Source organism: Pantoea sp. PSNIH1 (genome assembly GCF_007680655.1).
Taxonomy (GTDB): Bacteria; Pseudomonadota; Gammaproteobacteria; order Enterobacterales; family Enterobacteriaceae; genus Pantoea; species Pantoea eucrina.
The window spans coordinates 767,519-790,933 of the sequence record NZ_VEIP01000001.1 but is presented as its reverse complement, the minus strand read 5'-3'; the positions used below and the strand labels follow the sequence as shown (position 1 = coordinate 790,933).

21 protein-coding genes are annotated in these 23,415 nt (G+C 63.2%); 15 read left to right on the top strand and 6 right to left on the bottom strand.

Annotated elements, in window-relative coordinates; genetic code table 11:
- The first annotated feature begins 114 nt into the window (after positions 1-114).
- The 3 genes from FS690_RS03640 (at position 115) to FS690_RS03630 (ending at position 1,283) form a co-directional block, all read left to right on the top strand.
- Complete coding sequence (locus FS690_RS03640) at positions 115-462, top strand: helix-turn-helix domain-containing protein (protein WP_039384236.1); 348 nt, start codon at positions 115-117, stop codon at positions 460-462.
- A gap of 87 nt (positions 463-549) precedes the next feature.
- Positions 550-1,011, top strand: coding sequence for a ribonuclease domain-containing protein (locus FS690_RS03635; RefSeq protein WP_104084813.1), 462 nt, complete (start codon positions 550-552; stop codon positions 1,009-1,011).
- Positions 1,012-1,013: 2 nt separating this feature from the next.
- The gene (locus FS690_RS03630; protein WP_039384240.1) at positions 1,014-1,283 is read left to right on the top strand and encodes a barstar family protein; all 270 of its coding nucleotides are present in this window, start codon (positions 1,014-1,016) and stop codon (positions 1,281-1,283) included.
- Here FS690_RS03630 and FS690_RS03625 read toward each other — a convergent pair whose 3' ends face one another.
- From FS690_RS03625 to FS690_RS03610, 4 genes are all read right to left on the bottom strand, one after another.
- Positions 1,284-3,647: a virulence factor SrfC family protein gene (locus FS690_RS03625; protein WP_104084814.1), complete on the bottom strand. Its 2,364-nt coding sequence runs from the start codon at positions 3,645-3,647 to the stop codon at positions 1,284-1,286. It lies immediately after the preceding gene.
- A complete protein-coding gene (locus FS690_RS03620; protein ID WP_145339091.1) occupies positions 3,644-6,586 on the bottom strand; it encodes a virulence factor SrfB in 2,943 nt (980 codons plus the stop codon). The genes FS690_RS03625 and FS690_RS03620 overlap by 4 nt, the downstream gene beginning before the upstream one ends.
- A gap of 2 nt (positions 6,587-6,588) precedes the next feature.
- The gene (locus tag FS690_RS03615) at positions 6,589-7,917 is read right to left on the bottom strand and encodes an SrfA family protein (RefSeq protein WP_145339090.1); all 1,329 of its coding nucleotides are present in this window, start codon (positions 7,915-7,917) and stop codon (positions 6,589-6,591) included.
- A gap of 150 nt (positions 7,918-8,067) precedes the next feature.
- On the bottom strand, positions 8,068-9,246 hold the full coding sequence (locus FS690_RS03610) for a benzoate/H(+) symporter BenE family transporter (RefSeq protein WP_039384248.1): 1,179 nt from the start codon (positions 9,244-9,246) through the stop codon (positions 8,068-8,070).
- A 95-nt stretch (positions 9,247-9,341) separates the two neighbouring features.
- On the opposite strand from FS690_RS03610, the gene FS690_RS03605 reads away from it, so the two are divergent.
- The gene (locus tag FS690_RS03605; protein ID WP_039384250.1) at positions 9,342-9,923 is read left to right on the top strand and encodes a helix-turn-helix transcriptional regulator; all 582 of its coding nucleotides are present in this window, start codon (positions 9,342-9,344) and stop codon (positions 9,921-9,923) included.
- Positions 9,904-10,461 carry an isochorismatase family protein gene (locus FS690_RS03600; protein ID WP_145339089.1) on the top strand — a complete coding sequence of 186 codons (558 nt, stop codon included), beginning with the start codon at positions 9,904-9,906 and terminating at the stop codon, positions 10,459-10,461. The genes FS690_RS03605 and FS690_RS03600 overlap by 20 nt, the downstream gene beginning before the upstream one ends.
- A gap of 37 nt (positions 10,462-10,498) precedes the next feature.
- On the opposite strand, the gene pqqU is transcribed toward FS690_RS03600, so the two are convergent.
- Positions 10,499-12,607, bottom strand: coding sequence for a TonB-dependent receptor PqqU (gene pqqU / locus FS690_RS03595; protein ID WP_186368969.1), 2,109 nt, complete (start codon positions 12,605-12,607; stop codon positions 10,499-10,501).
- 205 nt (positions 12,608-12,812) lie between these two features.
- Between pqqU and FS690_RS03590 the strand changes: the two genes are divergently transcribed.
- Positions 12,813-13,685 (top strand): NAD(P)-dependent oxidoreductase, encoded by an 873-nt coding sequence (locus FS690_RS03590; RefSeq protein WP_071668798.1) that lies wholly within the window; start codon positions 12,813-12,815, stop codon positions 13,683-13,685.
- Complete coding sequence (locus FS690_RS03585; RefSeq protein ID WP_104084950.1) at positions 13,678-14,460, top strand: helix-turn-helix transcriptional regulator; 783 nt, start codon at positions 13,678-13,680, stop codon at positions 14,458-14,460. The genes FS690_RS03590 and FS690_RS03585 overlap by 8 nt, the downstream gene beginning before the upstream one ends.
- Here FS690_RS03585 and leuA read toward each other — a convergent pair.
- The gene (gene leuA / locus FS690_RS03580; protein ID WP_145339088.1) at positions 14,381-16,093 is read right to left on the bottom strand and encodes a 2-isopropylmalate synthase; all 1,713 of its coding nucleotides are present in this window, start codon (positions 16,091-16,093) and stop codon (positions 14,381-14,383) included. The two genes, FS690_RS03585 and leuA, sit on opposite strands and share 80 nt — an antisense overlap.
- A 150-nt stretch (positions 16,094-16,243) precedes the next feature.
- Between leuA and FS690_RS03575 the strand changes: the two genes are divergently transcribed.
- From FS690_RS03575 to FS690_RS03540, 8 genes are all read left to right on the top strand, one after another.
- A complete protein-coding gene (locus FS690_RS03575; RefSeq protein WP_039384263.1) occupies positions 16,244-17,269 on the top strand; it encodes a dipeptidase in 1,026 nt (341 codons plus the stop codon).
- A 139-nt stretch (positions 17,270-17,408) separates the two neighbouring features.
- Entirely contained in the window at positions 17,409-17,480 is a 72-nt protein-coding gene (gene pqqA / locus FS690_RS03570; protein WP_010617686.1) for a pyrroloquinoline quinone precursor peptide PqqA, read from the top strand.
- Positions 17,481-17,535: 55 nt separating this feature from the next.
- The gene (pqqB, locus tag FS690_RS03565; RefSeq protein ID WP_039384267.1) at positions 17,536-18,462 is read left to right on the top strand and encodes a pyrroloquinoline quinone biosynthesis protein PqqB; all 927 of its coding nucleotides are present in this window, start codon (positions 17,536-17,538) and stop codon (positions 18,460-18,462) included.
- Complete coding sequence (pqqC, locus tag FS690_RS03560; protein ID WP_039384270.1) at positions 18,456-19,211, top strand: pyrroloquinoline-quinone synthase PqqC; 756 nt, start codon at positions 18,456-18,458, stop codon at positions 19,209-19,211. The genes pqqB and pqqC overlap by 7 nt, the downstream gene beginning before the upstream one ends.
- Before the next feature lie 4 nt (positions 19,212-19,215).
- Entirely contained in the window at positions 19,216-19,494 is a 279-nt protein-coding gene (pqqD, locus tag FS690_RS03555; protein ID WP_039384271.1) for a pyrroloquinoline quinone biosynthesis peptide chaperone PqqD, read from the top strand.
- Positions 19,481-20,620: a pyrroloquinoline quinone biosynthesis protein PqqE gene (gene pqqE / locus FS690_RS03550; protein ID WP_039384272.1), complete on the top strand. Its 1,140-nt coding sequence runs from the start codon at positions 19,481-19,483 to the stop codon at positions 20,618-20,620. Before pqqD ends, pqqE begins: the two co-directional genes overlap by 14 nt.
- Positions 20,620-22,935 (top strand): pyrroloquinoline quinone biosynthesis protein PqqF, encoded by a 2,316-nt coding sequence (gene pqqF / locus FS690_RS03545; protein ID WP_145339087.1) that lies wholly within the window; start codon positions 20,620-20,622, stop codon positions 22,933-22,935. Before pqqE ends, pqqF begins: the two co-directional genes overlap by 1 nt.
- A gap of 110 nt (positions 22,936-23,045) precedes the next feature.
- Positions 23,046-23,405: a hypothetical protein gene (locus FS690_RS03540; RefSeq protein ID WP_071668802.1), complete on the top strand. Its 360-nt coding sequence runs from the start codon at positions 23,046-23,048 to the stop codon at positions 23,403-23,405.
- Positions 23,406-23,415 lie beyond the last annotated feature (10 nt).

Here is a 23,415-nt window from a genome sequence, read left to right as displayed (position 1 = left end):
GTGCGGCATTTAATGTAATAATAAAACTTGCATTAAGTGCGATAGTCAGTCACCCTTAAAGTGTAACTGCAACTGATACTGATACTGTTTGTAACGGCGACGGGAGAGAATGGGATGATGAGCGACGCGTTTATGCACGATCTGATTGACTGGATCGATAACAATATCGAAGCACGGCTGGATCTTGATACCGTGGCTGACCGGGCGGGCTACTCCAAATGGCACCTGCAGCGTATGTTCAAAGAGCACACCGGTTATCCGCTGGGCGAATATATCCGGGCGAAAAAGCTGAAAAAATCAGCGGACCGGCTCACCACGACCAACGAGCCTATTCTGAACGTAGCGATTTCGCTGGGCTTTGATTCACAGCAGTCGTTTAACCGCAGCTTTAAGCGCCAGTATGGCGTAGCGCCCGGCGCGTGGCGTCGTCACGCTTCACATGCACCCGGTGCCATGCAGTAAGTTCTCCGCCAGGGCCAGCCACGCTGGCCCGCGTCAATTTCCCGCCTGAATCTGCTATGCTGACCTCCTTTTTTCAGGGGTGTCGCGATGTCAATATTACGCTGGATCGGCCTGCTGGCGATCGTCATTGTTTGCTGGACCGCGCTGCGGCCACAGGTTAGCACTCCGCCTGCCGATCCCACGGCTGGCCACGCCACAACTTCTTCTTCTGCCACCATTGATGCGCTGACGCAGGCTGAACGCGTTGCGGACTGGCTGGTGCAGCATCAGCGTCTGCCCGATTTTTACCTGACCAAAGCGGCCGCGCGCCGTCAGGGCTGGGAGCCGGATAAAGGCAATCTGTGCGAGGTTCTGCCAGGACGCGCCATCGGCGGTGACCGCTTCAGCAATCGCGAACAGCAGCTTCCGCGTCAGGCGGGACGGCAGTGGTATGAGGCGGACGTCAATTATCGCTGCGGGCGCCGCGGCGCTGACCGTCTGATCTACTCCTCCGACGGGCTGATCTACCTCACCCGCGATCACTATCGCAGTTTCAGAAAGGTGCACTGAGCGTGCTGACTATAGATATCGACTTCGCCACGCTGCGCGACCGCGCGGCGTTTTATCAGGCGCTGAATGCGCAGAGCGGTGCGCCTGCTGCTGTCGGCGCAAATCTGGACGCGCTGTGGGACTGGCTGACCGGCGGCATGGCGCTGCCGGCAACGATCTGCCTGATACATGCAGAGCAGGCCGCGCAGCAGGCGGAGTTTGCGCCGGTACTGGCGCTGCTTGAGGAGGCGGCGCAGCTGCTGGAGGGCGAGCTGCGCCTGGTCTGGCGCTGATCAGGCGTGCAGCGGCAGCAGCAGCACCGACAGCGTCTGCCGCGCGCCGGCGGGCAGATCGCTGCCGCCCGTATAACCATTATTCTCCACAATCAGCTGGTTGAGTCCGACCAGCCAGTCATAGATGTAGAACGCCGTATGATTAGCGGGCGCAGCCGTCAGGCGCGTCAGGCGCTGGCCTGACGAGAAGCTGACGCTCGGCGCGGGCGGACGGGAAAAAATCGTCTGCCCCCGGTTTACGCGACTTTCAGGGCGCTCGCTCTCCGGACGCTGTAAAAAACCGAGCCAGGCGACAAAATCACCCAGCACCGTCATGGCGCGCGAAACCTGACGATCGGTGCGTGCTTCATGCGTGCTGCTGTCCGGCTCATTCAGCGCACTCTGCAGCCTTGCCAGCAGCTTAAGACGAAAACTGGCCGCAATCAGCTCCTCGGTCAGCAGCTCCATGGTGGGCTTGTCGACGTTCAGCAGCGTCAGCAGGCTGCGGTTCTCAGGCAGCTGGCGCAGATGCGCCAGCCACAGCGTCAGAACCTGCTGCGGAAACTGCTGCTCGCTGCGGACGCTCGTATGCTGCGGCTCGCCGGCGGGAGCGGGCGCGTCGCTGAACAGATCGAACTCAAAGCCGATACCAAAATAGCTTTGCTCCGCAGCGGGCTTGCCGCTGTGCGCCGTTACCGCGCCGCTGCTCTGACTCAGCCAGAGCTGGCGCACGGCATCACGCGACGGCTGCAGCCGCTCCAGCAGCTCACCGTGCAGGCCGGTGCGGTGCTGCAGACATTTCAGCAGCGTATCGGCGATGGTCTGTTTACGCAGCGCCTGCTCGGGCGAGGCGCTCGCTTCTGTCCACGGCTGCAGCCGGGCCGCGACTTTCTGCTGCAGCGCGCCCGTCAGCAGCGCCAGACGGTCGCGACGCGCCTCGGGCTGCATCTCTTCCTGCAGCCAGCTGCTCATGCGATCGACGCCTGCGCGATCCTGCGCCAGCATTGAGCCCCAGCTCTGACCCGGCTGGCCAATCTGACGCTGCACCGCCTCGTCGACATTGATCTGCTGCGCCTGATAGCGCGCATCGTAAGGGGTTATCGCCCAGATCAGACGCGGTTTTTCGCTGCCGCTGCTTACGCTCTGCTGCATCTGCCACTCGCGCAGCGCGCTGGCGGCGGGATCGGCGTCGTGGCGCTGGCTGGCGGCGGTGCAGATCAGCATCAGGTCAATGCCCTGGCGCGTGGCATAAAAACCGGGCAGCAGGGCGCGCTTCTGCTCCAGCAGCTGCGCACGCAGCGGATCGCGCAGACGCAATTGTGCCTGCTCCTCCTGCAGCTGGCGATCGGGAAGCGTGCCGGGGGCAGGCAGATCCAGCATGTCCGCCTCATCATAGAGCGCCTGACGCGGCGTGGAACTGAGCGGTATGGTCAGCTCCAGCGTCAGCAGCGCCAGCTCGCCGAGCGCGACCCGCTGTGGCTTACCGCTGCGGTTGGCTACCACCGGACAGACCTCAATCATCTCCTGCAGATCGGCGTCGTGACCGATCAGCTTTTCAGCCGGCAGCTGCGCATCATCCACCAGCAGCGAGAGCGGCGCCAGCACGCGCGGCGCGTGGCGCAGCTGCTGAAGCAGGTGCAGCAGCGGACGCAGCGTGTCGCTCAGGGCAGGCTGACCAGGCCAGAGCAGGGCATAAAGCTGTACGCGATCGTCAACGCTCAGCCAGGGGGCCAGTTCGGCGGCCTGGGGCCAGAAATGGCGATCCAGCGCTTCCGCGTGACGATGATGACGGCGGCTCCATCCCCACAGGGTGATGAGCGCGTCGCTCTCTGCGCCGGGCTGTGGCTCGCTCTGGCGGTGACGCTGCAGGCGCTGCAGCGTGGTCTCAATGGTGCGGATATCCGCGCCGTCACGCTCAATGCGGGCGCTGGCGAGCAGCAATCGGATCAGCTCCGCTTCATTAAGCAGGGTCAGCTCAACCGGCCACGTGCCGGAGGTCGCTTCACGCTGGTGACTAAAGCGCGTGGCCGCAGCGAAATCGAGATTACCGGGATTGATATGCTGAAAATAGTTGAGCACTTTGTCGCTGAATCGGGTCATCAGCTGACCCTGCGCATCGCCCACCATCTCACTCAGCAGCCAGGCTTTACCCGCCTGCGACTGACCAAACAGCGCCAGCGTAACCGGACGCGCCAGCTGCAGCGCCAGCGCCTGGCTCTCAGCGCGCGCGCGGCGCAGCTGCAGGCGCAGCGTATCTGCTTCCAGCGCCAGGCGCGGCGAGTGCGGCTGCTGGGCATCGATCCAGCCGAGCGCGCTGTCCAGCGTTTCCCGCAGCAGGCTCAGTCGCTTAGCCGGGGTGGCGGTGGTTTTTCTGGTCGTTCTCATCGTTTACAGACGCTCCCGCTGTCAATCCAGTATTGCGCGTTGGCATTGCCGCTGCCGGAAAGGGTATTAAGCTTCAGGCTCAGCTGCTCCAGCGGCACCCGCGTGCCATCATCCAGCCGCGCGTCGCTGAGGATCAGCCGCTCCGGCCCGTTATTATCTGGTCCCGGCTCTGCTGCCAGCTTAATACGCAGCACGCTTTCGCCCGCGACTTTGCGCGCCAGCTGCGGGTCGGTAATGCTCAGGCTGTAGAGCGGCGACGCCGGCCAGCGGTCGTTCTCCAGCTGACGAAAACCGAGGCAGACGTTGCCGCGAATGCGAAAGCTGCTTTTGCGATCCAGGGCAAAACTGCTGCTGTCGAGATCGATTTCGCTGTAGCAGAGATTATCATCGCTGAGCGTGGCATTTTCATCCAGAACGCCAAGATAGCGAATGGTCGAATAGGGCTCAAAATCACCGGCGCGGAACCAGAAGCTGCTGAGACGCAGATCGAGCGCCAGCAGGCAGAGCATCGCGCCCACCGCCGCGGTTGATTTCGGGTTATCGATGCGTCCCTGTTTATTAAACGGATACCAGTCGCTGGTGTGATACCCCTCCAGCGACAGAATACGGCTGCCCGGCAGCGGCTGCAGGTGACGCACCAGCGCCTGGATGCCGGGGAAACGCGACGGCCGGCCGGTCAGCAGCAGAACATCACACTGATAGAGCGACACCACTTCGCACATGGCGCGCAGCGCCGGGATAATAGCCATACGGTGCTGCAAAAATTCGCCGTGCAGCTGCGCCATACTGACCACCAGCGGCACCTGCAGCAGATCAAACCGGCTCTCGCTGCCCAGCGTGCGCTGAATTTCGCCATTCACAAACGCCAGCACCGCGCCTGCCGGCTGCTGCGGCACCAGTTCGCCAAACAGCGCGTTGATCTCGCTGTGGCTGTCGAGCGGATCCCAGTTCTCATACCGCTCCAGCACCGCCTGCGCCAGCGGGATAAACAGCTGCAGCGTAACCTGCTGACGCAGCGTCGCCTGTCCATCCATCCGGCTGTCGTGGCCAAACAGCTTCTGCATCAGCGGCTCGGGCAGGGTGACGCCCGCTTTTTGCAGACTCTGCTGCAGCGCCGGCAGGATCCAGAGCTGGATCACATCCAGCAGAATATCATCGCCGGCAACCTTAAAGCCTTCGCGAAACAGCAGGCGCGGCGTAATTTTCACATTATTGCCCTGGCCATCATCCAGCCGGTACTGGGTGATCGCGAGGTCGGTGGTGCCACCGCCGATGTCGATTGAGGCGATGCGCAGGCTTTTGCCCGGCAGCTCATCGCTCTCACGCGGGCGATCGGGGCGCGCCATACTGCTGAAAAAATCTTCCGCCCGCCCGGCAAAGTTCACCTGCGTTTCATTAAACAGCCACACCATCTGGCCGCAGGTGGCTTCGTCCCACTCCATCTGCACATCCGGCAGCGGGCGGTGCGCGGGCGCTGTGTCCCAGCCCTCCGCCTGCCACACCAGGGCGAGCGCCTCCTGCATGCGGCGGCGAAATATCTCCCGCTCCGGCTTGGGCATCGCGGAGGGCAGCGTCAGGATCACATGCCGCAGCTGGCGCGGCGCCTGGCTCTGCGGCATGCGCTGGCGCTGTGCGACGCTGTTCATCTGCATCATCGCCTGCGCCAGCAGCTCGCAGAGCATAAAAGTCATCAGCGCGCTGCGGCTGTAGCTGGCGGAAAACACCGGCAGGCGATCCTCTTCCGGCAGCGCCTGCAGCGGCTCTCCCTCATCGTTGATCATCAGCGTAAAGGGCAGCGCAATAGCCTGCGCCTCTTCGCTCTGACCGCCAGCGTTAAAGCGCCAGCCTGGCTGATAGCGCGCCTCATCCCACAGATAACGACGCGGGCTGGAGATACCGGTGCTGCCTTCCGTGCCGGCGCGCTGCAGCGCCAGACGGCTCGCTTCGCGCCCCACGCGGGTCAGCGAAGGCCACATAAATGCGTTATCGCGCCCGCTCTGCAGTGAGAAACTCGCTTTGCCAAAGCTCGCCTCTGCGAACTCCAGCCGGCTGTCGAACAGTTCGTTATACACGCGGTGCGGCTGCGATAAATCGCGCAGCTGCATCTCATACGTCTGACGCAGGCCGTTGCTCTCTTCCGGGTGATCCTCCACCAGAATGCCGCAGGTATGCGAGTTGCCGACATCGAGAATGAGATCCACACTGACCGCCGGGGTTTGCAGCGACGCCGCCTGAATAGCGATCTCCGCCAGATCGAGCTGCTCACCCAGCAGCTCCAGCAGATTGAGATAATGCGCCTGATACTCAAACTCGCGCAGCGCCTGCGTCAGCACCAGCTCCCCGCGCGATTCCAGCGCGACCGCCCGCTGCACAAAGGTCTCACGCAGCCAGCCGTCGACCCAGGTCAGGTCAAGAAACTCGCCCAGCTCATAGTTGTGCCACGCCAGCGCAAAACTCACGCCGTTCTGCGCGTCGGCCGCGCTCAGGCCGAGCTGTTCACCGCCTTCTGCTTCCGGTACCAGCCGGGTGTCAAAGGCGAGGGTAATGCGGTGCGTATGGCCCGCTGCATCCGGTTCGCTGAGCGGCGCAAGGCGGGCGCGCGCCCAGTTATCGGGACCGCCGATAAAGCGGCGACCGCTGGTGCAGCGCAGCACCGGCAGCGGCAGCCACTGATTAGCCAGCAGGGCGAGGGAGTCGGTCAGGGCGACATCCGACTCCGGGCGTACGACCTCGGCCGCGCCTCCTTCCTCCGGGTAGAGCAGGAATTTACCGTTATTGCCATCCACGTGCAGGCGCAGCAGCGGGCCGTTGGCGGTCTGGCGCACAAACTGGCGGCGCGCCTGAGCAGAAGGCAGGCGCAGACCAAAGTCGAGAAACTGCACGCCGCTCGCTTCAATCAGCGTGATTTTCTGTTTGTCATCAATCAGAGGAGCCAACATGGTTACTTACTCTCACGCTTAATCGTCAACGGGAAGGCCTGTTCAGCCCCATACTGTGCGTTACAGCTGGCAATACCGTCGCCCGCTTTGCATATCAGCTCCGGCATGCGATAGCGCGACTTGTCGCTGCAGCTGGCGGTATAGCGGCTGCGTACCACCATGGTTCCGGCGCTGGTCATCGCAGCGGTGATATCCGCTTTACAGCGAATATTATCGCCCTGACTGATCCAGGCGGTGCCTTTGCCGTTGCGGATCTTATAACGCAGGCTGGGTGGTTTGCCGGTAGGCAGGTTGGTCTGCCGCAGCGTCACGCGCCAGGTGCCGTCGATAAATTTCACCGAGCCGAGGCGGGCGTCATCCGTGGTCATAACCAGGTCATCCGCCTTTGCCGCTTCGGTATGTTCCGCCACAATTTCTGGCGGTGCGGCGTCCGCCGGTGCTGCGGGAGCCGCAGCCATACGCTGCGGCAGCGTCGCGGAGAGCGTCGCAGCTTTGACCAGTACGCCGGGCAGAACCGGCGCGCTGACCGGGGCGGGGGCTACGGCTGCCGTCAGGTCAGCCGCGGGCGCAGGCGTTTCGCTGCGCTGCATCCAGAGCGTGACGCCCGCGGCTACTGCCGCCGCCGGCAGCAGCAGGGCAAGCGGGCGCAGGCGGGACGGGCGGCGGACCGGAGCGGGCGCTGCCGGTTCTGCCACCGGCGGTGCCTCAGGCGATACCGGCTCAGACGCCGTAACGGCTTCAGGTTCAGGTTTAGTTTCTGGTTCAGGCTCAGCAACCGGTTCAGTACGCACCGGCTCCGGTATGACGGAGGGCTCAGGTTCTGCTACCAGCGCCGGCAGCGTCAGCTCCAGCGTGTCGCGCAGGCAGGCAAGGGCGTCATCGCGCGTGCGCGCCAGCGGATCCGCAAAGCCCCAGAAGGTGATCACCGGTTTAGCGTCAACCAGATAGACATATTGCTGATCGGGAAACTGAAAGCTTTTGCCCAGCAGCGCACCAAACAGACGCAGCGCCGGCTTGTCCGCCGCGCGCGCGCGTTCGCTCAGCGCCTGCAGCGCCTGCTGGTACTGCGTCAGCAGCTCCAGCGCCCGGCGCCGCTCGCTGTCGCTGGCGGCGAGCCAGGATTTGACCTTACCCGCGTGCGGGGCGTACCAGTCAAGGCGATCGCCGCTGTCGCTGGCTTGCGGAATAGCGAGACAGCTGGCGAGCGCATCCTGATGACGCAGCCGCAGCGTTTCGCGAATTTGCAGCGCGGAGATCCATACCGGCTGGCCGCTCTCACCCAGAGCCAGTACCGAATCCAGCTTGCCGCTGCGCAGAAAAGTTTTTGCCACTCGTTGGCCCTTATCGATGGAGGTCACGTGCAAAACATCGTGTATTGATGGCGTAAAAGTGATCTTAAGCCAAATACGGAAAATCAAAGGCGCGAAAAGAGGGGGTAAACAGGCTGTTTTTCCCCGGCTCCGGTATGAAGTGGTTACGGATTAACCGCGGCGACGAGCGGTCAGCAGCAGATGGACCAGCACGCCGCCCGCCATGCCCCAGAAGGCGGAGCCGATACCGGCCAGAGAGATGCCGCTGGCGGTGATCATCACGGTAATAATGGCGCTGTCGCGCTGATCCGGCTCCTGCAGCGCGCGCTGCAAACTGCCGGCGAGGGTATTAAGCAGCGCAAGACCCGCCAGCGTCGCAATCAGCACGGCGGGCAGCGCGCCGAGCAGCGCTGCAATCAGCGCGCCGCACAGCCCGGCCAGCAGATAGAACCCCCCGGCGCAGACGGCGGCGATCCAGCGGCGCGCCGGATCGGGGTCGACCTCATCGCCCATACAGATAGCGGCTGAGATCGCCCCCACGCAGACCGAAAAGCCGCCAAACGGCGAGCAGAGCAGCGCGATGGCCCCGGTCCAGCTGGTCAGCATGGAGACCGGCGGCTGATAGCCGTGCGCCTGCAGCGTGGCGATACCGGGCGCATTCTGTGAGGCCATGGTGATAAGAAAACAGGGCAGCGCGACGCCGGTCAGAGCGGCAAGCGTAAAGTGCGGCATCACAAATGCCGGCAGGGCAAAGCTGAAGGAATCCGGCGGCAGGATCACGCTTTGCTGAAGCAGTGTGACGCCCGCCCCGGCGATCAGCGCCAGAATAATGGCGTAGCGCGGCAGCCAGCGGCGACAGAGTAGCCAGACCAGGCACATGGTGCCGCACAGCACGGCGTTGCTTTCCAGGCCGGTAAAGGTGCCGATGCCGTAGCGCAGTAAAATACCCGCCAGCATCGCCGCCGCGAGCGCGGGCGGAATAAAGCGCATCAGCCGGGCAAATATCCCGGTTACGCCGCTCAGCAGGATCAGCAGGTTAACCGCCACAAACACCCCGATGACCTCATTCAGGTTCAGCCCCTCCACGCTGGTCGCCAGCAGCGCTGCACCCGGCGTTGACCAGGCCGCAATAACCGGCAGGCGGGTGCGCAGCGAGAGCGCCAGCGTGGCCACCCCCATCGCCAGCCCCAGCATGGTAAACCAGCCGGCGGTCTGCGCCGGTGTGGCTCCCGCCGCCTGCGCTGCCTGCCAGATAATGGCAGCGCTGCTGCTGTAGCCGACCAGCACGGCGACAAAACCGGCGACCAGCAGCGGAATAAACGGGAGAGAGCGGGTGTCAGCCAGATGCATAGAAAACGTCCTGTTGTGCGTTATAACGCACATTGTGGCACGCGTGCCCTGCCGCGACAAGTGATACACTGGAGGGTACGCTTTCAGGAGACGATATGGATAATCTGCAACACGAGTTAGGCCAGACGCTGAAGCAGCTGCGTCAGGAGCGGGGCTGGAGCCTGACGCTGGCGGCCGCCCGTACCGGCGTCAGTAAAGCGATGCTGGGACAGATTGAGCGCGGCGAATCGAGCCCCACGGTAGCTACGCTGTGGAAGATCGTGACCGGCTTCAACGTGCCATTCTCCCGCTTTATCCACGGCAGCGCGCCACACTCCGCCAGCACCACGGTATTCAGCGAGGCCAGCGCACAGATGCAGGTTCGCCCGCTGCTGCCGTTTGATAGCCGGGTAGGGGTTGATCTGCTTGAGGTGACGCTCGCCGGCGGCGCGCAGAGCAGCTCCTCTGCCCACGAGGCCGGGGTCATTGAACAGGTGGTGGTGCTGGAGGGCGAGCTGCTGCTGGGCCTGGAGCAGGGCGCGCAGCGGCTGCGGGCGGGTGAGGCGTATCAGTTTGCCGCCGATAAACCGCATAGTTACGCGAATCCGCTCGCCACGCCGCTGCGTTTCCACAGTCTGATACACTATCTCTCTGCTAACGAACTGACGAGGAGTCCCCATGGCACTAACCACGCTTGATGCACACACCGCCCTGATTATCATTGACCTGCAGCACGGCATTGTCCGTCTGCCGGTGGCACCGCTGAGCGCTGACGACGTGATTGCGCGCGCCGGTGAGCTGGCTGGCGCGTTTCACGCGCGCAGTCTGCCGATCGTACGGGTTAACGTCGCGGGCGGCGCGCCGGGGCGCAATGAGATGCCGCGCCATGACGCTGATTTACCTGCCGACTGGGCAGATCTGGTGCCGGAGATGCAGCCGCAAGCGGATGACATCTGCATCACGAAAAAAACCTGGGGTGCATTTCATCAGACCGACCTGCACGCGCAGCTGCAGCAGCGCGGCGTCACGCAGGTGGTGGTGTGCGGCATTGCCACCAGCATTGGCGTAGAGTCGACCGCGCGCGAGGCGTATGCGCTCGGCTATAACGTAACGCTGGCCACCGACGCCATGACCTGTCTCGATGCGCACACGCATGAAAACAGCGTCACGCGCATTTTTCCGCGTCTGGGTGAGACCGGCAGCACCGCAGAGGTACTGGCGCTGCTGGCGGAGTAAGGCCTGCCGGTGCCTGATTTGGTCAGGCACCGGGCGGTCAGTTAAAGGTGTAGCTTACATTAAGACCGGCGCTGTAATTACGACCCGGCGCCGGTTCGTAGTAGCGTCCGTTGCTCTCATTCACAATCACCGAGCCGATATAGTGGCGATCCAGCAGGTTATCCACGCGGCCAAACAGATCCAGCGTCCAGTCGCTGATGTGCCACTTGTAGCCGCTGTTCAGACCGGCCAGCGTGTAGGCGGGCGCCCGCACGCTGTTCTCGTCATTGGCCGCAATATCGCTCAGATAGCGCACGTCAGCCCCGGCGTAAAAGCCCTGTTCCGGCGCATACGCTATGCCTGCATAGGCCATGTTACGCGCAATGCCCGGAATACGATGGCCGCGACAGCTCTCGTCACCGCAGGCGTTACTGCGGTAACGGGCGTCCAGCAGCGTCCACGCCGCTTTCAGCTGCCAGTCATAGCTAATCTGCTGATCGAACGCCAGCTCCAGGCCGCGGCGGCGCGTCTCACCGGCGTTTTTAAAGGTTGAGCGTCCTTCATAGCTGCCGGCTGAAACAATCTCATTGCGGGTATCGGTCTGAAACAGCGCGGCGCTGAGCAGGCCGTTGCCGAGGCGTTTTTTCGTGCCGAGTTCCAGCGTCTCGCTGGTGGCGGGCTGCAGATCCAGGTTCAGGCCGCTGGTACCGCGGGCGCGATAGGAGAGCTCATTCAGCGTGGGGGTCTCGAAGCCGCGTCCGGCGGAGAGGTAAGCGTTCCAGCCCGAATCGATAGCGTAATTCAGCGCGGCGGCCGGCAGCCAGCGGTGATAGCGACGGCTGCCGCTGTCGTCGGGATCGCTTTCGGTAACGTAGCGATCGTCCGAGGTAAAGTTGACTGTGCTGAAGCGCACGCCCGCATCCAGCGACCACGCGTCCGTCAGCTGCCAGGCGCTCTGTAAATAGGGATCGAGGTTCCAGATCCGGTTGCGCTCATCGCGGCGGCGCTCGCCCTGCACGCCCAGCGTGCCGTCCGGGGTAAAGTTGCGGTAGCCCTTGCGCTTTTCCGTCATGGTCTCATAGTCGAGACCGCCGGTCAGCGTCACCGGCACGCTGAACAGCGCGTCGCGATGGGTCCAGCGCGTATCGATACCCTGATAGTGGCGCGTCAGCGCAATCACGCCGCCGGGATGACCGGGTCTGTTCTGCGCCACAACCGGAATGGACTGATACTGCGTGGTTTCACGCTCGCCGGCCCAGAGCATCAGGCTCAGGTCGTCATGCTCGCTCATCTCGAGCTGATAGCGCACGCCCGCCTGGGTCTGATCCACGCTTTTGCGGGCGTCATAGAGAGAGACATTACTGGCAACCTGACGCGGATTATCGCGCCACTGTGCGTCGGTCAGGCCGCCCGGATCCTGCGCCTCCAGATGCACGCTGTTAAACAGCAGCGTCAGGGTACTCACCTCATCAATGCGCACGCCGAGCTTTGCGTTACCGAGGTTTTTCTGTGCGGCGCTGTGGTCGCGATAACCGTGGGTGGTAAACCGTGAAGCGGAAAGGGTGTAGCTGACGTCGCCCGGCTGCGTGCCGTCTCCCGTCGCACCGCTGGCCTTTATGCTGTTGCGCCAGCTGCCAAAGCTGCCGTACCAGCTGCCCGCTTCCAGCACAGGGGGCTGTTCGCCGCTGGCGGTTTCAACGTTAATCACGCCGCCTGATGCGTTGCCATAGAGCGCTGAAAAGGGGCCGCGCAGCACGTCCACGTGCGCCACCGAGCCGATATCGATATTCGATGTCTGCCCCTGGCCGTCCGGCATGGTAGCGGGGATACCGTCGACGTAAAGACGAACGCCGCGTACGCCAAACGTTGAGCGCGAGCCAAAGCCGCGCACCGAGAGCTGCAGATCCTGGGCGTAGTTCTGCCGGTTGAGGATCTGCAGGCCAGGCACGCTGGCGAGGTTCTCTGACAGATTGACGCGCGGCGCGGCGCGGCGCATATCCTCGCCGCTCACGACGCTTACCGCAGCGGGCGTATCGAGTTCAGAGAGGCCGCTGGCCGCGGGTGCCGCGCTGACCACCAGCGTACGCTCTGAGTTATCTGCGGCGAGCAGCGGCAGCGGCAGGAGCGCCGGCAGCAGCAGCGCCTGACGCAGTAAAGCAATATTCATAATCAAAACCGTCAGAAAAAGAGAGAAATCAGAAAAGCTCAGTGAGCGGTATGTTACCGGTTATGTCATTTGATTGAAAAGCGTAAAAAACCGCGCGGATCGTGGCCGGTATGATGAAAACGTTATCGTCGCGCCACGCACCTCTGGCTGCGTACTACGCTTTCTGTCACTGTAAAGAGAAGTGCTTACATCATCAGGAGAGAAAATGCGTCAGCAACCGGTTGTAGCCGTACTGGGTCTGGGAGCGATGGGCCATGCGTTCGCCGCCAGCTTACTGAAAAAAGGGTTTCGCGTGCAGGGCTGGAATCGTACCCGGTCTAAAGGAGAAGATCTGGAGGCGGCAGGCCTGCAGCTGAGCGGCAGCGCGGAAGCTGCTGCTGCGCAGGCGGATGTGGTGATCACGATGCTGGCCGATGGAGATACCACCCGCGACGTGGCGGCGCGCATTGCGCCGGTGCTGAAGCAGAATGCCACTCTGGTACAGATGGGCACCATTGGCGTCGCGGCAACCGACGCACTGATCGCACAGATCGCCGCGGCGCGTCCCGATATCAACGTTATTGATGCGCCGGTCTCCGGCACCAAAGCGCCGGCGGAAAACGCCCAGATTCTGGTGCTGGCCAGCGGTGACCGCACGCGGGCTGAGGATGCAGAACAGGTGTTTGCCGCGATCGGCAAAGGCACGCAGTGGCTGGGCGAGGCGGGCGCCAGCTCGCGCATGAAGCTGGTGGTGAACAGCTGGCTGATTGGCCTGATGCAGAGCCTGGCCGAGAGCACGCGGCTGGCAGAGCAGTTTGGTTTCAGCACTGACGATCTGTGGCAGGTGCTGGAGGGCGGTCCGCTGGCGGCCCCCTACGCGAAGGTCAAACTCGGCGCGATTGCCAGCGACGACTACACCCCGCAGATGCAGCTTACCTGGGCACTGAAGGATGCGAAACTGGCGCTGGAGGCGGCGGGAGAGACCCGGCTGCCGGCGCTGGAGAACATTGCGCAGCTCTGGCAGCAGGCAGTGGAGGCGGGCTACGGCGAACAGGATCTGGCCTCCGTCTACGCCTGGCTGAAGCGCGGAGATGAGTAAACAGATAAGCTTCGATTTTTCCCGGCGCCCGCTGATACCCTTTGCGCACGATTACGCGCACGGTGCCCGCGAGCCGTGGCACTATCACACCTGTGCGCAGCTGATCCATACTCTGAGCGGCGTGATACGGGTGGAGACGGCGCACGGCAGCTGGATGGTGCCGCCCAGCCGCGGGGTCTGGCTGCCAGCCGGCACGCGGCATGCGCTGCAGACGGGCGGCCAGGTCGCTGCCCGCACGCTGTTTATCGATCCGCTGGCGCGCGCTGATCTGCCGGCCAGCTGTCAGGTGGTGCAGATCTCCGCGCTGCTGCGTGAACTGATCGTGAGCGCGCTGTCGCTGCCGGAGGGCTACTCTCCCGGCAGCCGCAGCGAACGCATTTATGAGCTGATCCTCGATGAGATCAGGGTGATGAATGTGCTGCCGTTTGACCTGCCGATGCCGCAAAGCCCGCGCCTGCTGGCGCTCTGTACCCGGATCCAGCAGAGCGCCGGAGAGCCGTGGACGCTGACGCAGGCCGCGGCGGAACTCTGCGTGGCAGAGCGCACGCTGTCGCGCCATTTCAGCCGCGAAACCGGACTGCGCTTTGGCGACTGGCTGCGGCGCGCCCGGCTGAGCCAGGCGCTGATGCGGCTGGCGCAGGGAGAGAGCGTGTTGCGGGTGGCGCTGGATCTCGGCTACGAGAGTCCGGGCGCGTTCAGCGCGATGTTTCGCCGCGTGCTGGGCGTTTCACCGGCGGGCTACTTTCCGCCGGCAGAAAGGCGTTCGCCGCATTGAGCAGCGCCTGCAGCGAGGCGCGCGTTACGTCACTGTCGATTCCGACCCCCCAGGCGCGTTTGCCGTTTGCGTCAGTACAGCAGATATAGGCAACCGAGCGACTGTCGCTGCGTTTACCCAGCGTATGTTCATGGTAATCCTCAATGGCGATTGCGCGCCCGTAGTGCTGCTGCAGCGCGCTGACGGCGGCGGAAAGCAGGCCGTTACCGCTGCCATTCAGCATGCGCCCGCCCGATGCCGTCGTAAACTGCAGGCGGATACACGTTGCCCGTTCGTCACTCTGGCTCTCCGCCGTGTCAAGCTGGCGCGCCGGCTGCGTCAGGCCATAGTGGTGGCAGAACAGCTGCCAGAGGGCATGATGCGTCATCTCGCCGCCGTTCGTGTCAGTCTGCTGCTGCACCCGCTGGCTGAAATCCTGCTGCAGCGCGCGCGGCAGCTGCAGTCCGTGGTTCTGTTCCAGCAGCCAGGCACTGCCGCCTTTGCCCGACTGGCTGTTAACCCGGATCACCGCTTCATAGCTGCAGCCAATGTCGCGCGGATCGAGCGGCAGGTAAGGGATCTGCCAGCGGGTTTCCTGCCGCGCTGCACGTTCGGCAAAGCCTTTGCGGATGGCGTCCTGATGGGAGCCGGAAAAGGCGGTAAAGACCAGCTCACCGGCATAAGGGTGGCGCGGATGCAGCGGCAGCTGATTACACGCCGTCACCATCTCAATCACCTGCTGCATATCGCTGAAATCAAGCCCCGGTGCCACGCCCTGGGTGTAGAGGTTCAGCGCCAGCGTCACCAGATCAACGTTGCCGGTGCGCTCGCCGTTGCCAAACAGGCAGCCCTCGACGCGATCGGCCCCCGCCAGTAGCGCCAGCTCGGCGCAGGCGGTGCCGGTACCGCGATCGTTGTGCGGATGTACGCTGATGGTCACCGCCGCACGCTGACTGAAGTGGCGGCAGAAGTATTCAATCTGATCGGCGTAGACGTTAGGCGTGTTCACTTCCACCGTGGCGGGCAGGTTGATAATCATCGGTCGCTGCGGGCCAGGCTGCCAGATCGCCGCTACCGCTTCACAAATCTCCAGCGCAAAGTCCGGCTCGGTAAAGCAGAACGTTTCCGGTGAATACTGAAACGTCCACGCCGTATCAGGCTGCGCGGCACAGCGGTCGCGGATCTGGCGGGCGGCGCTGCACGCCAGGGCGACAATCTCCGCTTTGCTCTGGCAGAACACACGCTCGCGAAACAGCGGGGCGGTGGCGTTGTAGAGATGAACAATCGCCTGCCGGACGCCCGTCAGCGCGTCGAACGTGCGATCGATCAGATCGCTGCGCGCCTGGGTGAGCACCTGAATGGTGACATGGGGCGGAATGTGATCTTTCTCGATCAGTTCCCGCACAAACGCATAGTCGGTCTGCGATGCGGCAGGAAAGGCCACCTCAATTTCGCTGAAGCCGCAGCGCAGCAGCAGCTGCCAGAACGCCAGCTTGCGGGCGCTGTCCATCGGCACCGCCAGTGCCTGGTTGCCGTCGCGCAGATCCGTTGAGAGCCAGCGCGGCGCGTGAGTGAGCTGGCGCGACGGCCACTGGCGATCGGCCAGCGGCAGCACAGGGGTCGGGTAATATTTATCAGCAGGGTGAGTCAGCATCGTCGTCTCCTTTAGCAGAGCCTGTAGTGTGGCGCAGGTGGATCGCTGCCCGCCTGCGCGTAGCGGACAACCACGCGTGCAAAACGGACAGGTTGGCGAAAGCGGTGCGGGCGCGTAGCATAGCGGCACGGTTTCCGGCTCAGGCAGGCTATGTCATTTATTACGTTCGACGGTCACAACGACCTGTTACTGCGGCTCTGGCTGCATCATCGCGACGATCCGGCGCGCGCATTTTTCTCCGGTACAGAAACCGGGCATCTCGACTTTCCGCGCATGCAGCAGGGCGGCTTTGGCGGCGGGCTGTTTGCGCTGTTTGTGCCCCCGGCTGGCTATCTCAGCGAGGTGGCGCCTGAGCGCGCCGGGGAGCAGCTGCCGCCGCTCACCATTCTCTGGCAGCAGCTCGCGATTCTGAAAACGCTGGCGGCGGAATCAGGCGGACGCGCCCGGCTCTGCCTGAACGCGGAGGAGATTGCCGCCTGCCGGCGCGATGGCGTACTGGCGCTGGTGGCGCATATCGAAGGCGCCGACGGTTTCGACGGTGCCGGCGCAGATCTGCAGGCGTTTTATCAGGCTGGCGTACGCAGCATCGGGCCATTCTGGAATCTGCCTAACCGCTTTGGTCACGGCGTCACCGGCGCGTTTCCCGGATCGCCCGACAGCGGTGACGGGCTGACGGAGGAGGGGGAGCAGCTGATTACGCTGGCCTGTCAGCAGCGTATGGTTATCGATCTCTCGCATATGAATGAAAAAGCCTTCTGGCAGACGGCGCGGCTCAGCACGCTGCCGCTGGTCGCCACGCACTCCAACGCGCACGCGCTCTGCGCACAGCCGCGCAATCTGACTGACGATCAGCTGCGTGCCATTCGCGACAGCGGCGGCGTGGTGGGGATAAATTTCGGCAACGCCTTCCTGCGCAGTGACGGAAAACGCGATGACAGCACCGCGCTGACGGAAATTGTTAAACACGCCGCGCATCTGATCGCTATTATGGGCCGCGATCACGTGGCGCTGGGATCGGATTTTGACGGCATCAGCGTACCGGCGACGTTAAAAGATGTTACCGGTTTACCGCGGCTCTATGCGCTATTGCAAAGTCTCGGCTATGATCAGGCATTGACTGAACAGCTCGCGTGGGGCAACTGGCAGCGCGTGCTGCGTCAGATCTGGCAGGCCTGAACCGCGTTTCCCTGATGAATCAGGGTTGATCTCCGCGCGACATTGGCGCAACATCGCCGCGCCTGGTGTACTGCCTGCAGTCGCCAGCGGCATTTATGGCAGAGCCTGCTCTGCGTTTTCATTGATGAGGAAGAACACTATGTGGAAAAAACCTGAGTTTGTTGACCTGCGTCTGGGCCTGGAAGTGACACTGTACATCTCCAATCGCTAAGACTCTCTGCCCGCCGCTCGTGCGGGCATTCTCTTTTTCTGCTTCGGTCTTTCACATGTTTATTAAAGTTCTCGGTTCAGCGGCAGGCGGTGGCTTTCCGCAGTGGAACTGTAACTGCGCCAACTGCAGCGGTCTGCGTAACGGCACCATTCAGGCGCAGGCGCGCACCCAGTCCTCAATTATCGTCAGTGATGACGGAGAAAATTGGGTGTTATGCAACGCCTCGCCTGATATCAGTCAGCAGATTGCGCAGACGCCTGAGCTGGTGAAAAAAGGGGTGCTGCGCGGCACCGCGATCGGCAGTATTATTCTGACCGACAGTCAGATTGACCACACCACCGGGCTGCTCAGCCTGCGCGAAGGCTGCCCGCATCAGGTATGGTGCACCCCTGAAGTGCATGCCGACCTTACCAGCGGTTTTCCTGTCTTTACCATGCTGCAGCACTGGAACGGCGGCCTGAAGCATCATGCGCTGACGCCGCTTGAGCCGTTCAGCGTGGCGGTCTGTCCCGATCTGCAGTTTACTGCGATCCCGATTCTCAGCAACGCCCCCCCTTACTCTCCGTACCGCGACCGGCCGCTGCCGGGGCACAACGTGGCGCTGTTTATAGAAAACCGCGCCAGCGGACAGACGCTGCTCTATGCGCCGGGTCTGGGCGAACCGGATGGGGTGATCATGCCGTGGCTGCAGAAAGCGGACTGCCTGCTGATTGACGGCACCGTCTGGCAGGATGATGAACTGCTGACCACAGGCGTCGGCAAAAATACCGGGCGTGCGATGGGCCATCTGGCACTGGCTGAAGAGCAGGGCCTGATGGCGCTACTGGCCGCGCTGCCGGCAAAGCGCAAAATTCTTATTCATATTAACAACACCAATCCGATCCTCGACGAACACTCGCCGCAGCGCCAGTTTCTGACGCAGCAGGGCATTGAAGTGAGCCAGGACGGGATGGCGATCCATCTGCAGGAGTCCGCATCGTGATCACCGACGCTCTGACCCCCGAGGCGTTTGAACAGGCGCTGCGCGCCAAAGGCGCTTACTACCATATTCATCACCCTTACCATAAAGCGATGCATAACGGTGAGGCAACGCGCGAGCAGATCCAGGGCTGGGTCGCAAACCGTTTCTATTACCAGACCACTATTCCGCTGAAAGATGCCGCGATCATGGCCAACTGCCCCGATCCGGCCACGCGGCGTAAGTGGGTACAGCGCATTCTCGATCACGACGGCAGTCACGATGGCGATGGCGGCATTGAAGCCTGGCTGCAGCTGGGTGAGGCGGTAGGCCTGACGCGTGAGGCGCTGCTGTCGGAGCAGCACGTGCTGCCTGGCGTACGGTTTGCCGTTGACGCCTATCTCAATTTTGCCCGGCGCGCTGACTGGCAGGAAGCGGCGTGCAGTTCCCTGACCGAGCTGTTTGCGCCGCAGATCCATCAGTCGCGCCTCGACAGCTGGCCGCAGCACTATCCGTGGATCAAAGAGGAGGGGTATTTCTACTTCCGCAGCCGCCTGAGCCAGGCTAACCGTGACGTTGAGCACGGGCTGGCGCTGGCGCTGGAGCGCTTTACCACGGCGGAACAGCAGAACCGCATGCTGGAGATCCTGCAGTTTAAACTCGATATTCTCTGGACGATGCTTGACGCCATGACTATGGCCTATGTGCTGCAGCGTCCGCCTTATCATACGGTCACCGATCGGGCGGCCTGGCACACAACAAGATTGGTGTAAGCGCATGAAAGATACCCTGATCCCCGCTTTCCGGCGCGGTTATCGTCTGCAGTGGGAAGCCGCGCAGCAGAGCCACGTCGTGCTCTATCCGGAAGGCATGGCGAAACTGAATGAAACGGCAGCGGCCATCCTGGAGCTGGTGACCGGTAAGCAGGATGTGGCCGCGATCGTCAGCACGCTTGACGCCCGTTTTCCCGAGGCTGGCGGCGTCGGTGACGACGTGAAAGATTTCCTGCAGTCAGCCGTTGAACAGAAATGGATCCAGTGTCGTGAACCCGAATAAACCTGCCGTCAATGCGCCGCTCTGGCTGCTGGCGGAGCTGACCTATCGCTGCCCGCTGCAGTGTCCTTACTGCTCTAATCCGCTCGATTTTGCGCAGCAGGAGAAAGAGCTGACCACCGAACAGTGGATTGAGGTGTTCAGCCAGGCGCGCGCCATGGGTAGCGTACAGCTCGGCTTCTCCGGCGGCGAGCCGCTGGTACGCAAAGATCTGCCCGAGCTGATCCGCGCCGCGCGCGACCTTGGCTTTTACACTAACCTGATCACCTCCGGCATTGGCCTGACAGAGAAAAAGCTCGACGCCTTTGCGGACGCCGGTCTGGACCATATTCAGATCAGCTTTCAGGCCAGCGATGAAACGCTGAACGCCGCGCTGGCTGGCTCGCAAAAAGCGTTTCAGCAGAAGCTGGAGATGGCGCGGGCAGTGAAAAAGCATGGCTATCCGATGGTGCTGAACTTTGTACTGCATCGCCACAACATCGATCAGATCGATAAAATCATCGACCTCTGTATCGAGCTGGATGCCGATGATGTTGAGCTGGCAACCTGCCAGTTTTACGGCTGGGCGCACCTGAACCGCGAGGGGCTGCTGCCGACGCGCGAGCAGATCGCCCGCGCGGAAGAGACGGTCGCACGCTACCGGGCGCGCATGAGCGAGAGCGGCAACCTGACCAATCTGCTGTTTGTGACGCCGGACTATTATGAAGAGCGTCCCAAGCCGTGCATGGGCGGGTGGGGCTCAATCTTCCTCAGCGTAACCCCGGAAGGCACCGCGTTACCCTGTCACAGCGCGCGCCAGCTGCCGGTTGAATTTCCCTCCGTACTGACGCAGAGCCTGCAGTCGATCTGGTATGACTCGTTTGGTTTTAACCGCTACCGCGGCTTTGACTGGATGCCGGAGCCGTGCCGCTCCTGCGATGAGAAAGAGAAAGATTTCGGCGGCTGCCGCTGTCAGGCGTATATGCTGACCGGTAACGCCGACAATACCGACCCGGTCTGCAGCAAATCGCCGCATCACGGGCAGATCCTCGAGGCGCGGCGTGAGGCAAACTGCAGCGATATTAAAATTGCCCAGCTGCAGTTCCGCAACCGGGCCAACTCCGCGCTGATTGTCAAACAGCGTCTCTGATGATGCAGCGTACCCTGACGCTGGCCAGCGGCCTGCGCTGCCACCTGTATCACCAGCCTGACGCCCGCGAGGCCGCGGCGCTGGTGCAGGTCGGGGCCGGCAGCCTGCATGAGCCCGATCGCTGGCCCGGACTGGCGCATCTGCTCGAACATCTGCTGTTCTGCGACAGCGCGCGCTTCAGTGGCAGCCAGCGCCTGATGCCGTGGGTGCAGCAACAGGGCGGCGAGGTCAACGCCACCACCCAGCTCAGCCGCAGCGCGTGGTTTTTTCAGCTGCCGGCCGCCGCGCTGGAAGGCGGCGTTACGCGGCTGGCGGATATGCTGATCGCCCCGAACCTCGCGCCTGACGCCATCCGCCAGGAGTGCGCCGTTATCGATGCCGAGTATCAGCTGCTGCAGAGCCACAGCGAGACGCTGAGCGAGGCGGCGCTGCTGCACGCGCTGGGCGGGCGCTTCAGGCGCTTTCGCGCCGGCAGCAGGGCGGCTTTTGGTGACAACGTCACGGAGCTGCAGCGTACGCTGCGCCACTTCCATCAGACCCGCTTTACGGCAAATAGTCTGGAGCTCTGGCTCTCCGGGCCGCAGTCGCTGGATGAGCTGGCAACGCTGGCCGCAGCTTTTGATCGCCTGCCGGGCGGCGAGGTACCGGCGCTGCCGGTGGTGCCCCGGCAGCCCGGCAGCCATGCGCTCGCGCAGCTTGAGCTGCCGGGTGAGAACGCATTCTGGCTGACGCTTTTAACCCCCTTCGATCGCACACTTAGTGACAGTGTCACTCTGCTGCGCAGCTACTGGCTCGATGAGGCTGAAGGCGGCCTGCTGCATCAGCTGCGCAGTGAGGGCGCGTGTGACACGCTGCAGGTCAGCTGGCTGTGGCAGGATACCCGGCACGCGCTGCTCGCGCTGCGCTTCAGTGCAGCGAAGATCTCACCTGCGCAGGCCCGACATATAGAGCAGCGCGTCTGGCAGCATCTGCAGGCCGTGCAGCACAATACGCAGCGCCAGCATCAGCACTATCTGCAGCTGGCGCAGCGCGACTTCCGCGCTGAGACGCCGCTGCGTCAGCTGCGGCTGCGGGCGGCAGCAGAAGCGCCTGCGGCCGATCTGCCTCCTGACCTTGTCCTGGCGATCCGCCAGCTGACGCAGGCTGGCCGGCTGCGCCTGCTGACCCGGCAGCCGCTGAGCGATGCTCTGACCTGCATCACGCAGGGATTTACGCTGCGCTGCAGCAGCAGCGTGCTTTGCGGTGACTTACCGGCGGCGGTGCGCTGGCAGTTTCCGCCGCGCGCCCTGCAGGCTGCCGCGGCAGGTTTTTGCGGCAGCGCAGCCGCGTTACCGCAGGCGCTGCCGGTTGAGCCGGCGGAGACGCTGCTGCTGCGCCCGGCGTGCTACCAGCCGCTGGCTGACCACGCAGGAGTGGCCTGTCAGCGGCGTTTGCGGCCATTGCTGGCAGAGCTGCGTCATCTGGGTGGGCGTGGCGTCTGGCAGCAGCAGCAGGGGATCTGGCAGCTGCTGCTGGATATTCCGGCCGACGCCGCCGTGGCCTGGCAGCTGCTGCCGGCTATCACGGCGCAGCTGAGCGCAGCGGATGAGGCCGGCGACCCGCCTGAACCCGCGACCATTGTTATCCGCCAGCTGCTGCAGACGCTGCCGTTTCAGCTGCTGTATCCGGCGGCAGTCCGCGGCTGGCAGGCGGCGTGGTGCGGGCACGATCGGCACCTCAATCACTGCGCCGCCCGGAGTCTGGCGAGCCTCAGGCAACAGACAGCGCCCTCTGCGCCGCCACCGCTGCGGCGCGGCATTACGCCCGTCGCCTGCCAGGGGCGCGACCAGGCGCTGCTGCTGTTTATCCCCCTGACGACGCCGGATGATATCAGCCTGGCGGCGCTGCAGGCGCTGGGGCTGTTTCTGGCGCCGCGCTTTTTTCAGCGGCTGCGTGTGGATCAACAGATAGGCTACGTGGTCACGGCCCGCTATGAGCGCTGCGCCGATGTGGATGGACTGCTGTTTGCGCTGCAGTCGCCCGATATCGACTGGGTACGCCTGCTGGCCCACTGCCGGCGCTTTCTGCTGGATATGAAGACGGCGCTGAGCGAGTGTGATGCCGAAATGCTGCACGCATGGCAGCAGACGCTGCGGGAACGCTGCCAGCCGTACGCTAACCGGCAGGTGGCGCAGGATCTGCTGCGGCGCGAAGCGGGCGGCGCGATCCTGACGCCTGAGGCGGTCTCTGCCCTGACGCTGCCGCGCATGCAGCAGCTTTTCCGGCGGCTGGTGCGTCAGCGGCGGCGCTGGCGGCTGCTGATCAACCGGCACTAAACCGGTACACACCGGCGCCGCTGCCTGTCCCGACAAAAGTTTACACGGCAAAACTTGGCGTTTGCGGCGGCGTTACATAAAATGCCCGCACTTTTCTCTGAGGCTGCGGCATGATGATATCGCCCCAACGCGCAACGTGGATCCTGGCACTCGCCTGTCTGGTGCTGGCATTTTGTCTGGTACAGCGCAGCTTCAGTATGCCCGTTCAGCCTGTTACCGTCTCTGCCGTGTTGAGTGAGTCCGGCGCGCAGGATGCCTCCGCCAGCAGTGACAAGCCCTGTGCGCTGAGCGCAAAATCCCTCAGCGCCAGCACGCCGGTCTTTGATGCGGCGCTGCCGCTGCTGATGCTTGTCATGGCGCTGGTCGCCGCGCTTGCCGTTCCGCAACGCCTCTCTTTCTTCTGGCGTCATCAGTCGCACCGTCCGCCGCTGCGACGGCGACATCTTACGCTCTGCGTCTTCCGGGAATAACACCGCACGC